Genomic DNA, 12,895 nt, shown 5'->3' on the forward strand with positions numbered 1-12,895 from the left:
TTAATCTCTTACGTTTTCAAATTGATAATTACAGCCTTTCTGTTGAAGGATGTGTACTTTAAAATCAGGGTTTTCTTTCTGAAAGTCTTCTCTGATGTGTCCTCCGCGACTTTCTTCACGAACAAGTGCAGACTGAGCGATGAGTTTACAGAGCGTGGCGGTATTTCTGATTTTAAGGAGGTTGTATTCGTTGGCATCCGGCGCGAACGACGTTTCTATTTCATGGCAACGATCGAGTGCCTTTTGAAGTGTTGTTTTGTTGCGTACAATGCCCAGGTTTTCGGACATCAATACGGACATCTCGTTTTGGTATTTCAAAAACAACTGCTCGTTAGCTGTATCAACGTGAACCGGTTCGGGAAGGATCAGTTCTCCGGCAGGTTTTTTCTGGGTTGCAGCTTTTTCACTGGCACGTTTCCCAAACACCAGGCATTCCAAAAGCGAGTTGCTTGCCAGCCGGTTGGCTCCCATAACACCTGTTGATGCTACTTCGCCACAGGCAAAAAGTCCCGAAATGTTGGTTTCTGCATTGAGGTTGGTATGTACTCCTCCAACCATGTAATGTGCAGCCGGCGAAATGGGAAGCAGGTCTTTGGTCATATCAAAACCATATTCTTTCAGGTGACTGTCGATGTTTTTAAAACGCTGCTTTATTTGTTGCTCGTCGAGATGTTTTAAGGAGAGGAAAATGTTTTTCTTTCCCGATTTCTGAATTTGCCTGAAAATACTGTAAGCCACTACATCGCGTGGTGCCAGTTCGGCCAGCGGATGGATGTCTTTCATAAATCGTTCTCCCTCATGGTTCAGTATCCAGGCGCCTTCGCCACGTACGGCTTCACTGATCAGGTAAGCATTTTTTCCGGGCACGTACAGTGCCGAGGGATGAAACTGGATAAATTCCAAATCAGCAATCTGTGCTCCAGCCGCGTAAGCCAGAGCTACTCCGTCGCCGGTTGCCGTGTGCGGATTTGTTGAACGTTCGAAAATTCGTGATAATCCTCCGGTGGCGAGTATTACAGCTTTTGCCTTAAATACAATATTTTTCTTCGATTTAAAATCGTAGGCTTGCACACCTTGTATACAGTTTTCGTTTTGCAGTAAACGGAGAGCTGCTACATATTCAAAAGCCTGAATGTTCTCTTTTTGTTTTACAAGTTCAAGTTGAAAGCAGGTGAGTTCTTTACCGGTGGCATCGCCTCCCGAGTGCAGAATGCGACGTTTATTATGACCACCTTCGAGACCCAGAACAAATTCGCCGTTTTCTTTGTCGAATGGCATTCCCAGATCAATCAGTTCCAGCACCCGTTCTCTTCCTTCATTCACCAGGATTTCCACGGCATCGCGATCGCAAAGGCCACGGCCTGTAACCATTGTATCGCGTAAGTGAAGTTCCGGTGAGTCGGTTTTGTCGATGGCAGCTGCAATTCCTCCCTGTGCATAATACGAATTGCTGGTATCGAGTTGCGATTTTGTAATTATGGCAACCGATCCAAAATTGGCAGCATTGTAAGAGGCGGCCAGACCTGCCAGACCACTACCTATTATAACCGTATCAAATTCAAGTACTTGCATCTTATCTGCTTCCTGCAAACGAGCGTGCAAAGTTAGCATTTCTTTTATGCAATTGCATATTAAATTCAATTAAAGCAAAAGGTGGTTCTAATTTGATTGTATTTAGATTGGTATTTTTTGAGCCTTACATTAAACCTTGGCACAAATATGATGTCTTTCTATCGTCGGTAGTAAAGTAACCGGTAACAATCCACACGCGATTTTCAATTTTAACAAAATAGATACTAGGGTGTAAATTTTTTTATTGATTTTTGCGGTCGGAAATGAAATTAAGTTCGAAGAACATTAAAAAGAACAAAAACCATGAGTTGGAGAAAAATCACCTTTATTGTTGTTGCTCTCATTGTCTTGTTGGGAGGATCAGCAGCGCTTTCTGAATTGTTTGTTTCGATGAAACCCGAACCACCCACAAAGCCTGCCAACGACATGAAGCGTTTTGTAAAAGCCGAAACCGTAAAATATACGAATGTAATCTCGCCATTAACACGCGAAGGTCGTGCTGTTTCGGGGAGTGAGGTAGTATTGGTAGCCGAGGCCGCAGGAAAAATTGAACCCGGAACTGTTCGTTTGAGAAAGGGTACAAAATTTCAACAAGGACAATTGCTGGCCGAAATTTATAAAGATGAGGCAGAACTTGCCCTTAAAGCCCGGAAAAGTAATTTTCTGACAACTATGATTTCCTTGTTACCCGACCTGAAGGTTGATTTCCCGGAGGCGCTTGAAACGTATGAGAGTTTTTTCCGGCAAATCGATTTGAACAAAGACCTGCCCGAGTTTCCTGAAGTGAACAACGAAAAACTCAAAATATTTTTGGCTAGCCGAGGAGTGTACAACGAATACTTTGGAATAAAACAAGACGAAAAGAAACTGGAACGTCACTCGCTTTATGCTCCTTTCGATGGAACTTTTTCGCAGGTAAACTACGAGGTTGGAGCCTATGTGAACACCGGTGCCCAAATCGCGCGAATGATTCGTACTGACAATATTGAGATCGAGGTTCCTGTGCCTAATGGCGAAAGTAACTGGATAAAAGTTGGGGATAAAGTGGAGGTTCACGAGTTAAACAACAATGACGTATTATCGGGTACCGTGATCCGGATTTCAAATTTTATCGACGCAAATACACAATCGCGCAGCATTTTTATAAAGGTGGTCAGCACGGCTGGTCACGAGTTACTTCCCGGTGAATATAAGAAGGTGAGTTTCCCCGGGCAGGCTATAAAAAGAGCGATGGAAATTCCGCGCAATGCAGTTTTTAACTCCAACGAGGTTTATGTGGTTATCGACGGGAAACTAAAAAAACGCGAAATTGATATACTGAAAACCACCGAAACCACCCTCATATTTAGAGGACTAAAAGAAGGAGCCAAAGTGGTGGTACAGCCACTTATTAATGTTAAAGAAAACACACCGGTAGGAATTCTTGGTGAAGAACAACCGGAATCGCAAGGAAACAGAAAAGCTAAATCAACGAAAGAACAGGCCTGATTATGAGAAAATTGATTGAAATTTTTGTCCGGTTTCCGTTCTATGCCAACCTGATCCTGATCTTTTTTATCATTGTTGGGGGCATCAGCCTGTATTCAATGAAAAAGTCGTTTTTCCCGGAACGTGAATCGCATATTATTAATGTAAGCGTAATGTACCCGGGTGCTTCACCGGTAGAAATGGAAGAGGGGATTACCTCGCGGATTGAAGAAGCGGTACGCGCTATACCCGGAATTTACGAGATCAATTCAGTTTCGTCGGAAAACAGTTCACGGGTAACCATTGAGTTCGAACCTGGATACGATATTGACGAAGCGCTGATAGAAGTTAAAAATGCAGTAGACGGAATTTCTGCACTGCCAACTGCCTCCGAGCGTCCGATCGTGGCAAAAACGCGGACTACTTCGCCGGCTGCCCGCATGGAGGTAACCGGGAATGTTGACCTGATGACGCTAAAAAGTTATGCACAACAGGTAGAAGAAGATTTTCTGGCCTCAGGTTATATGAGCCAGGTGTCGCTTTCGGGATATCCTTCGTTGGAGATTTCGGTGGAAGCGCATGAAGAAGATCTTTTGCGTTACCGATTAACTTTTACCGATCTGCAAAATGCCATTTCAAGTAATAACCGCGATGTTTCAGGCGGGCAAATCCGTTCGGCTGAGGAGGAATTGCTGATCCGTTTGCGCTCGCGTAGTTCCGACCCTAATAAAATCGGCAACATTATTTTACGGGCCGATCCCGACGGAAGTGTTATTCGCATCCGTGACATCGCAACGGTTAAAATGAAATTTTCCGATGTTCCGAGTAAGGCCATTGAAAGAGGTAATCCGGTGATCAACCTCAGGGTGAATAAACTGATAACCGAAGACCTCGATGCCATCGATAAATACGTGAAAGATTACGTCAAGGATTTTAACAGTAAAAATTACGGCGTTGAATTAAAATTGTCGCGTTCTTACCTCGATGTGCTAAAATCGCGCCTGGCACTATTGTACACCAACGGAGGTCAGGGATTGATCCTGGTTGTTCTGATTCTTGGAATAATGCTGAGTACCCGACTTTCGCTTTGGGTGGCCTGGGGAATTCCGGCTTCCTTTCTAGGGATGTTTATTATTGTAAATGCCATGGGCGTTACCATTAACATGATGTCGCTGTTCGGAATGATCCTGGTAATTGGTATCCTGGTGGACGACGGGATTGTTATTGGCGAGAATATCTTCCAGCATTTTGAGCGGGGAAAGAGCCCAATGCGTGCTGCAATTGACGGAACCAATGAAGTGGTGCCGGCAGTAGTGGCATCGGTTCTGACTACCGTGGCTGCATTTTCGCCACTGATTTTCATTACCGGAAGGATGGAAATGATGGAAGAAATGGCACTGATTGTTATCTTCAGTTTGCTGGTTTCACTTTTTGAGGCCTTTTTTGTTTTGCCTGCTCACCTTGGAAACAAGCACGTTCTCAACCGCAAAGTGTTAAGTTCGAAAGCCAAGGGATTGCGAAAATACATTGAGAAATTTTTTAGCTGGTTGCGCGATTATGCCTACGATGGTGTATTGAAACTGGTGATCGAGTGGCGGTACATTGTGGCTGCCATACCCGTGGCAATGATCATTATAACTTTAGGTTTGATTGGCGGACAGATCATCAAAACCACTTTTTTCCCGCGAATGGAATTCGACGATTTTAACATCAATATTGCCTTCACTCCCGGTTCGGGCGAACAACAAACGATGGACTACCTCACCCGCTTCGATAGCGTGGTTTGGGTGGTGAATGCAGAGTTGATGGAAGAATATAACGATACTTTACCCATAATCGAGAGTAGTATTATTAATCTTGGTTCAGGTTTTAGCCGCTCAGAAAGTGGTGCACATACCGGTAACGTTGATGTTTCGCCCCGCAACTCAGAGGAAACCGGGATTAGTTCGTTTGAAATTATTGAAAAAATCAGAAAACACATTGGGCCGGTTCCGGAAGCCGAAAAATTTACAATTGGCGCGCGGGGCCGCTTTGGTTCGCCGGTTTCAATCGGCTTGCTTTCCAGAAATATTGAGGAACTGGAACATGCACGAGACTACCTAATGGATAAACTGCATACTTACCCACAGCTAAAAGACATTGTAAATACCAACGCCATGGGAAAAGAAGAAATTCTTCTGGAACTCAAACCTAAGGCATATATGTTGGGACTGAACGAAGTTACCATTGCCAACCAGGTGCGCCAGGCTTTTTATGGCGGGCAGGCACAGCGTTTGCAGGTTGGCCGTGACGAGATTCGTATCTGGGTGCGCTACCCGGCTGAAGGTCGTGCCAAACTCGGGCAGCTTGAAAGTATGAAAATTGTTACTCCGCAAGGAGAATATCCGTTTACCGAACTGGTCAACTTCACGAAAAAGCGAGGGCCGGTAAACATTAATCGTTTTAACGGTCGCCGCGAAATCAGGGTTGAAGCCGATCTCGTTGATCCCGACGCTTCGGTAACCGAAATACTCGAAATTATTAAAGCAGATGTGATTCCGGAATTGAGTGTGCTGTACCCGGGTATCAGGATCGAATACATGGGGCAGCAAAAGGAAAGTGAACGTAGTATGGGCGATTTATTGTTCCTGTTCCCGATGGCATTTCTGGCCATCGTCTTTATTCTGATGATCAACTTCAAATCTTTTGAGCAGCCACTTATTATCCTGATCATGATTCCGATATCTATTCTTGGAGCGGTTTGGGGTCATGGTTTACACGGAAAGCCATTATCGATTTTAAGTTTATGGGGAATCGTTGCACTCACCGGAGTAATTGTAAACGATGCAGTAGTATTTTTGGCTAAATACAACCTGAATATCACGGAAGGTATGAAAGTAAAAGAAGCGATTGTTGAAGCCGGTAAATCGAGGTTGCGGCCAATCATTCTTACTACCTTAACTACGGCATTCGGTTTGTATCCGCTAATTCTCGAGAAAAGTTTCCAGGCTCAGTTCCTAATCCCTATGGCCATTTCGCTGGTTTATGGGGTGGCTTTCGGAACTTTCTTTATTTTGCTGTTCTTCCCGGCCTTGATTATCATTTTAAATGACATCCGACGATTTGTGCGTGAAATATGGACCGGCAAGAAGTATGAACGTGAAGAAGTGGAAATTGCCTGGATCCATTCGCAACGCAAGATTGATAATACAATTGATGTAGAACACGAAAACAAAGAACATGAAAGTCATTAAGATAATAATCCTGTTTGTATTCAGCGCCTGGGCAAGTGTAGCCCAACAACCACTTTCGCTTACTGATGCCATTTCGAAAGCACTCGAAAATAATTACGGGATTATCATTGCCAAAGGGAACCAGCAAATCGCCGAGATTCAGAATAACTGGGGTACTGCCGGCCGCTATCCGTACATTAATTTGTCGGCTGCTGATAACAATACCTACAATATTTTGGAAGGCGATGATAATGTCAGCAATCGTTTTTCGGGTGGTGCATCGCTTAACTGGACTATTTTTGATGGGTTTTCGGTGAAGATCAGTAAAACCCGGCTCGAAGAACTGGAAAACTTTTCGAAAAACAACACCGCTACTTTGGTGGAAGGCACCATTCAGTCGGTGATACTGGCCTACTACGATGTTTTGTTGCAGAAAGAACAAATGGCAACGGTTGAGGTAGTGATGGATTTATCGAACGACCGTTACGAGCAGGCCCTGCAGCGAAAGGAATACGGTTCGGCAGTGACTTACGATGTGTTGCAGGCTCAAAATGCCTACCTCGAAGATCGGGCGAATTACCTGCTTCAGGAAGTTGCCTATAAAAATTCGAAACGCAACCTGGCCTATTTAATGGCCGAACCGGAGAATATCGATTACGAGCTGACAGAAGAATTTGAACCGGTACTGGAAGATTATACACTGGCCGATTTACAGGCGCAGATGATGGAAAACAACAAAACGCTGCAGTCGCAATACATAAATTTGCGCCTGCTCGAAAATGAAATTGCTGCAGCTAAAAGTGCGTATTCTCCGAGCCTCGATTTTGGAGGTGGTGTAAGCGGTACTACTACGCGGCTTAAAAATGAAAATGCCGATGCAAGTTGGAGCAAAAATGCTTCGTTGTACGGTAACTTTACACTAAGCTGGAACCTTTTTAGTGGTGGTAACCGGAAGCGAGCCGTGCAAATTGCTGAAATCGATCGTCAACTGGCAGATGTGGAAACCGAGGATATTCAACATGGCTTGAATAACCAGTTGGCCAATTTGTTCGAGTTTTACGAAGTACGCAAAGAGTTGCTGGTTTTGGCACGCGAAAACATCGAAGCCGCTCAACTCAATTTACAGATATCACGCGAAAAGTTTGAGTCGGGAGCTATTAATTCGTTTAACTTTCGCGATGTTCAGCAAATTTACCTGAATGCTTCGCAGGGCGAATTACGGGCCATTTATAATTTTATCGATGCTCAAACTTCCTTGCTCCGTTTGGCGGGGGTGATTATTCAGGACTACGAATAAAAGCATTAAAAATGCCAGGTAACATATTCACCGGGTGACTGTAAGACGATTCTCCAGTCACCCGGTGAATTGTTTTAATAAGGTCAGCTTTTATTCGATCACCATATAATCGCGCCCAACAATTACTTCGCCATCGTATTTTGTGGCAATTTCTTTGAGCAGATCCTCTTCAGTATCTCCCCAAAAAAGCAGGTGATAGAGGACCAGTTTGCTGGGTTGGGCTTTGGTTGCCAGTTCCCCAAGTTCCAGAGTTGAGGTGTGGTTGGCAGCATGGTATTTTTTCCAGAAATCATTTCGTTTGGTCCATCGGTGATAGGAATATACTTCATGAATAAGGATATCGGCACCTATTGAATAGTTCAGGATATTCTCGCACGGACGGGTGTCGCCTGAAATTACGATGGTTTTATCTGGTGTTGTGAATCGAAAACCGAACGCATTGGGCCAACTGCCGTGCTGTACATGAAATGCTTCAACCTTAATCAACGAATCAGTATAAATAATTTCATCATTTTCAAATTCATGAGTATTTACTTTCCAACCGTTCTTGTTTGCCGGTTCCAGTCCGTTCAATCTGTAGTCGATATCGGCCCGATATGCTTCCACAATATGATCAGCCAGATGTTTTGTCCCCGTCGGACCATATAGTTCAAGTGGAACATCGCGTTCGAGTACCCACGGAGTAAGCAGCAAATCAGGTAATCCAATGGTGTGATCGGAATGCAGGTGAGTAAGAAAAGCAATGCGCAGGTTTTTGGCTTCCAGTTGCTGAAAATTTCCACCGTAACGGGGCGTCATTTTAGCCGCATTTCGTACAATACCGGCACCAAAATCAACCAGGTAAACATTATCGTTCACCAGGATGGCAATACTGCTTCCTGCATGGTCGGGATCGGGATTCGGTGTTCCGGTCCCCAATAAAATAACCTTGGTTTGAGCTGATGAGAATAAGGCAAGTACTGCCGCAAACAACAAAAGAGCAATGTGTTTCATTTGTTGAAAATTACTTCATGATATTACTAAGATATGGAAATTGTTTTAGAAGAGTTAAGCAGACACAAATGCCAAACGAAAAAGGGAAACCAACACATGATTTCCCTTTTCCCTGAATCTTAATTAATAACTTATCTCCCTTTTGCTTCCACGGAAATGACTTTAATTGTCTGGCTTCCTGAAAACTCTCCCAACACAGATGATCCGGTAAGCGTTAGCATAATGTCTCCAAGTTCCAGCACATCGGCATCAACGAGTTCAGTTACTTCCTCCATATTAAATTTGGCAACGAACTGTCCCCTGCTGTCCGATTTCCACCAGGCAATAGGCACATCATTGAGCAATACCGAAGCACCATTAACCGCACTATATGAAATATCGGTGTGCACGGTAACTACGGTTCCTTCGCTTTGGATATTGAGTACGTTGGGCGCTACATCAATGTTGATTGAAAGAGGGTCGGGGGTAAACCCGGCACTTAGGAAGAATACAGTAGCAGTGGCAAATGCCAAGCGCAAAAAATTGATTTTTGATTTAAAAGCTTTCATTCAATTTGAGTTTTGGTTTGTAATAAGTGTAAATAAAGGTAGTAAAATATCACACTAAAGTGTGATTTATTGCCAGTAAATTAGTTGATTGAAGAAATGTTGTGCGACATTTAAATTGACATAAGTTCTCAAAGATATTGAAAAGACTATTCTTTGAGCCTTTTATTTGAACTTGATTATTGAATTTCTGTCGCGATTTACAAGCAGTTGCGTAACATCAGGTCTGGAATAATGTCCCGCAGGATCAAAATTTTGTCTTTCTTCCAGAACTTTGCTGAAATCAAGTTCAGCCGTAAAAATTCCTTCAGTGTTTGCCTGTGGTTCGATTATCCATTGTGCATCGGGGCCTGCAATGCAGGAGCCACCATCGGCCAGTACTTCCGTGCAGTTTGCCCTGATCAGGTCCGCGTGAGGAATTGTTGTAGGGATATCGTTTTTTCGCATTAAACCCGAAACAGAAATCACAAAGGATCGGGCTTCTTCTGCAATAAAGCGGGTGATATTTTCTATATTTCGCACATTCCCCGGCCAGATGGCAATGTGCAGATCTTCTCCTTGTCCGTAAAGAGTAGCGCGAGAAAGTGGCGTCCAGTTCTCCCAACAGTTGAGTGCCCCTGCAGTAAAGTTTTTAAGTTTCTGTACCTGCAGACCATGACCGTCACCGATGCTCCAAACCAAACGTTCATCGTAAGTTGGCATAAGTTTTCGGTGGGTATGGGTGATGTTACCGGCAGCATTGATATAAACCAGCGTACAATACATACTGTGCCCGCCACGGTCGGAAGCCCGTTCAACCGTTCCAAGTACTACTGCTATCTTTTTTTCCCTTGCTATTTTACATACGCCGTCGAGATGGCCGGCATCGATCTGAACACCTTGCTCAACGTAATGTGCGTACATTTCTTTTTGAACCTGTGAATTAAACCGTGCACCTTCGGTGCGTTCCACCCAAAAAGGATATCCCGGAACAAGTGCTTCACCAAAAACCACCAGCTCGCAACCTTTGGCAGCTGCATTTTCAATAAAACTGCTTACTTTTTCCAGCGTTTTATCACGGTCGAGCCAGACAGGTGCCATTTGCGCCAGACCGACTTTTAATATGTTATTATTTCTATCCATTTTTAGTAAAGTTTCATTTTATGGAAGTGATTTCCAGGTTCGATTTTTATTGATTTCTTCTTTTGCCCGAAAAGCATTTTCCAGATTAATTCCTTTTCGGTTGGCAATGGCACATAAATAGATGAGTATATCTGTAAGTTCGTCACCAATTTCGGTGAAATTTGAATTCGAATCAACCGATAAACCTTCCGATTTTCTTACTGCTTTAAAAAGCTCACCTACCTCTTCGCCCAGTAGTAAGCATTTGTCGATGGTGGTTTGATGAATAAAATCACGTTCGTGTTCCAATTCAGTTACATATTTTTGAAAATCGGAAAGTGTAGGATGGCTGTTTAGTTCCGGCATAATAAATGGTTTTAAAAATTTTCCTCAACAAACTTTTTGTGTATTTAACTAATGCTTTTTTTCGATTCAATTACCACTTCTTTTACACAGGCAGCCGGTGAAAGTTCGAGCAAGTATTTTATGGTTTTGAACAGGTCTTCAGGCTCGATCATTTCCTCTGCAGGAAGAGGTGTCCCGGCTTCGAAAGCCATTTTTGTATTTACCCAGCCCGGGCACAGCGCGGTAACTTTTATACCCAGCGGAGTGAGTTCGCGATACAACGATTCACTTAATCCAAGCATACCAAATTTCGATGCACTGTAACCGCCACTGCCGGCAAAACCAATTTTCCCCGATCGCGAGACTACGTTAAAAATATAGCCCATTCGCTGCTTTTTCATCAAAGGCACAATCTCTTTGGTGAAATTGAACTGGGCCGTAAGGTTGGTGGCGATCATGGAACTGAAATCTTTTTCGGAGAGTTCAAGTGTTCCGTCGAAATAAATGCCGGCATTATTCACCAAAACATCAATCCGTCCGTGTTTTGCCAGAATTGCCTTTACCGTTTCATTTATTTTATCGGTGTCGTTAATATCCAGCTCAAAAATGGACGGAGAAAGCCCGCCTTTACTGATAATTTCTAAAGCAACATGTTCGAGGTCATGAAGATTCCGGCCAATTAAAACAGTCAGGTAATTCAACTCAGCCAATCCGTTCGCCACTGCCTTGCCAATACCTTTGCCTGCACCTGTAATTACCGCAATTCGGTTTTCTAAAATCATAAATTCATTTTTTTTAAAGATACGATCTGAATACAGGAAATAAAAATACTAAGAAAGGTTCAGGCATTTGGCAAATAGGGTTCCATCTCTTCGAAAACATGGTATCCTAGCTGTATACATTTCAAAGCATAGCGACGGTTTCATAAACAGAAAAGTACTTTCGCTCCTAACACCGGGAATACAGGAATAGTATTTACTTCATGAAATTCATCTTTGTTTTCAACTTTGTTCATCAGAACACCAGCAATACCTAATTTTGGTTCTAAACTCCATTTTGCAGATAATGGTATTTCACGAGAGAAATGAACATTAAGTAATAAAGAGGATACCTTTTTTTGCGCACTATCGGAGTAGCCGTAAACTAGCCCCGTGTTTATTATCCATAATTTCTTTTCCCATTTTTTGTTCAGATTGCCAAAATAATAACCATGATTTAGTGTAATGGTATGAACTTGTTTACTGTCTTCAAATTTTAGGTCAGTACCATAACTGAATTCGAGTTTGCTTGCTGGTGAAAATTTTGAAAATATGCCAATCGTGCAGCCTGACGGAAAATCAGCGCCCATCTCAAAGCCAAATTTTTTCTGAGCAGTAGTACAATGTCCGAGAATTATAAAGAAAAGAAGAAGTATGGAGATTCTCATTCTTGACGACTTTTAATTTTTTGTTTAATATAAAATTAAAGATCGAAGATCTCAATAAATCGCCGTAATAAATTGAAAATTAACAAATAGGGTAATGGTATTTTAATTGTTTTACTTACTCCTTCCCTGTAGGGGAAGGTAGTATGCAAGAGGGTTTCCATCTTTTTTGAGAAATGGAATCCTTAGTTTTGGAAATGGTCCTTACTTCACTTCCAATATAAATCCGCTTCCATGAATATTTTTGATCTCAATATCGGGATCTTCTTTCAGGTATTTGCGAAGTTTGGTGATAAAAACATCCATGCTACGGGCGGTGAAGTAGCCATCGTCGCCCCAAATTTTTCGGAGCGCCGTTTCGCGACTGAGCAGCTCGTTTTTGTTCTGGCAAAGTAGTTTTAACAGGTCGGCTTCTTTGGGCGAGAGTTTTTGTTTTTCGCCATCGCGTGAAATGCTCCGGAGCTTTGAATCAAAAGCATAAGAACCAATTTCAAATATAATGTCTTCTGTTTTAGCTTCTACCGACTGCCTTTTAACAATGGCCTGAATTTTAGCCAGCAGTACTTCAGTGTCGAAAGGTTTGGTAATGTAGTCGTCGGCACCCAGGTTGTAGCCTTTTAGGATGTCTTCCTTCATACTTTTGGCCGTGAGAAAAACCATCGGTATTTCTTTGTTGATCTTTCTAATTTCCGCACCGACGGTAAATCCGTCAACATTGGGCAACATCACATCGAGGATGCAAATGTGGTATTCACCGGTCCGGAATTTATCCATGGCGAGTTTTCCATCGTCGACCCAGGTCACGTTAAAGTCGTTGATTTCGAGGTAGGATTTTAATACTGCCCCAAAACTCAGATCGTCTTCTAAAAGGAATATGTGTTGTTTTTTTTCCACTTTTTGGTCAACCTGTCCGTTAACTGCCGGATTCAGGATCTTTTTT

Annotated in this window: 11 protein-coding genes; 3 read left to right on the plus strand and 8 right to left on the minus strand. The window is 42.9% G+C overall.

Annotation, left to right across the window (positions count from 1 at the left end; all coding sequences use genetic code 11):
- Positions 1-1,611 carry an L-aspartate oxidase gene (gene nadB / locus WFY05_RS13095; protein ID WP_340113339.1) on the minus strand — a complete coding sequence of 537 codons (1,611 nt, stop codon included), beginning with the start codon at positions 1,609-1,611 and terminating at the stop codon, positions 1-3.
- A 264-nt stretch (positions 1,612-1,875) separates the two neighbouring features.
- Here nadB and WFY05_RS13100 point away from each other — a divergent pair, with 264 nt between their 5' ends.
- The 3 genes from WFY05_RS13100 to WFY05_RS13110 are packed head-to-tail and all read left to right on the plus strand — an operon-like array spanning position 1,876 to position 7,548.
- Complete coding sequence (locus tag WFY05_RS13100; RefSeq protein WP_340113340.1) at positions 1,876-3,060, plus strand: efflux RND transporter periplasmic adaptor subunit; 1,185 nt, start codon at positions 1,876-1,878, stop codon at positions 3,058-3,060.
- Positions 3,061-3,062: 2 nt separating this feature from the next.
- Positions 3,063-6,272 (plus strand): efflux RND transporter permease subunit, encoded by a 3,210-nt coding sequence (locus WFY05_RS13105; RefSeq protein ID WP_340113341.1) that lies wholly within the window; start codon positions 3,063-3,065, stop codon positions 6,270-6,272.
- Positions 6,259-7,548 carry a TolC family protein gene (locus WFY05_RS13110; RefSeq protein WP_340113342.1) on the plus strand — a complete coding sequence of 430 codons (1,290 nt, stop codon included), beginning with the start codon at positions 6,259-6,261 and terminating at the stop codon, positions 7,546-7,548. The genes WFY05_RS13105 and WFY05_RS13110 overlap by 14 nt, the downstream gene beginning before the upstream one ends.
- A 90-nt stretch (positions 7,549-7,638) precedes the next feature.
- Here WFY05_RS13110 and WFY05_RS13115 read toward each other — a convergent pair whose 3' ends face one another.
- The 7 genes from WFY05_RS13115 to WFY05_RS13145 form a co-directional block, all read right to left on the minus strand.
- Positions 7,639-8,541, minus strand: a complete 903-nt coding sequence (locus WFY05_RS13115; protein WP_340113343.1) for an MBL fold metallo-hydrolase — start codon at positions 8,539-8,541, stop codon at positions 7,639-7,641.
- Positions 8,542-8,672: 131 nt separating this feature from the next.
- Positions 8,673-9,089 (minus strand): hypothetical protein, encoded by a 417-nt coding sequence (locus tag WFY05_RS13120; protein ID WP_340113344.1) that lies wholly within the window; start codon positions 9,087-9,089, stop codon positions 8,673-8,675.
- A 162-nt stretch (positions 9,090-9,251) separates the two neighbouring features.
- Positions 9,252-10,208, minus strand: a complete 957-nt coding sequence (locus WFY05_RS13125) for a carbon-nitrogen hydrolase family protein (protein WP_340113345.1) — start codon at positions 10,206-10,208, stop codon at positions 9,252-9,254.
- An 18-nt stretch (positions 10,209-10,226) separates the two neighbouring features.
- Complete coding sequence (locus WFY05_RS13130; protein ID WP_340113346.1) at positions 10,227-10,553, minus strand: MazG nucleotide pyrophosphohydrolase domain-containing protein; 327 nt, start codon at positions 10,551-10,553, stop codon at positions 10,227-10,229.
- 44 nt (positions 10,554-10,597) lie between these two features.
- Positions 10,598-11,314 (minus strand): SDR family oxidoreductase, encoded by a 717-nt coding sequence (locus WFY05_RS13135; RefSeq protein WP_340113347.1) that lies wholly within the window; start codon positions 11,312-11,314, stop codon positions 10,598-10,600.
- 140 nt (positions 11,315-11,454) lie between these two features.
- A complete protein-coding gene (locus tag WFY05_RS13140; protein ID WP_340113348.1) occupies positions 11,455-11,958 on the minus strand; it encodes a hypothetical protein in 504 nt (167 codons plus the stop codon).
- A gap of 201 nt (positions 11,959-12,159) precedes the next feature.
- Positions 12,160-12,849 carry a response regulator transcription factor gene (locus WFY05_RS13145; protein ID WP_340113349.1) on the minus strand — a complete coding sequence of 230 codons (690 nt, stop codon included), beginning with the start codon at positions 12,847-12,849 and terminating at the stop codon, positions 12,160-12,162.
- Positions 12,850-12,895: the final 46 nt, after the last annotated feature.

The organism is Maribellus mangrovi (genome assembly GCF_037646455.1).
In the GTDB taxonomy this organism is placed as follows: Bacteria; Bacteroidota; Bacteroidia; order Bacteroidales; family Prolixibacteraceae; genus Draconibacterium; species Draconibacterium mangrovi_A.

Excerpts from the sequence above, each read along its gene's own strand:
- WFY05_RS13130 (WP_340113346.1), bottom strand. The coding sequence starts at position 10,553 with ATGCCGGAACTAAACAGCCATCCTACACTTTCCGATTTTCAAAAATAT.
- WFY05_RS13115 (WP_340113343.1), bottom strand. The coding sequence starts at position 8,541 with ATGAAACACATTGCTCTTTTGTTGTTTGCGGCAGTACTTGCCTTATTC.
- WFY05_RS13140 (WP_340113348.1), bottom strand. The coding sequence starts at position 11,958 with ATGAGAATCTCCATACTTCTTCTTTTCTTTATAATTCTCGGACATTGT.
- WFY05_RS13110 (WP_340113342.1), top strand. The coding sequence starts at position 6,259 with ATGAAAGTCATTAAGATAATAATCCTGTTTGTATTCAGCGCCTGGGCA.
- WFY05_RS13120 (WP_340113344.1), bottom strand. The coding sequence starts at position 9,089 with ATGAAAGCTTTTAAATCAAAAATCAATTTTTTGCGCTTGGCATTTGCC.
- WFY05_RS13105 (WP_340113341.1), top strand. The coding sequence starts at position 3,063 with ATGAGAAAATTGATTGAAATTTTTGTCCGGTTTCCGTTCTATGCCAAC.
- WFY05_RS13135 (WP_340113347.1), bottom strand. The coding sequence starts at position 11,314 with ATGATTTTAGAAAACCGAATTGCGGTAATTACAGGTGCAGGCAAAGGT.
- nadB (WP_340113339.1), bottom strand. The coding sequence starts at position 1,611 with ATGCTAACTTTGCACGCTCGTTTGCAGGAAGCAGATAAGATGCAAGTA.
- WFY05_RS13125 (WP_340113345.1), bottom strand. The coding sequence starts at position 10,208 with ATGGATAGAAATAATAACATATTAAAAGTCGGTCTGGCGCAAATGGCA.
- WFY05_RS13100 (WP_340113340.1), top strand. The coding sequence starts at position 1,876 with ATGAGTTGGAGAAAAATCACCTTTATTGTTGTTGCTCTCATTGTCTTG.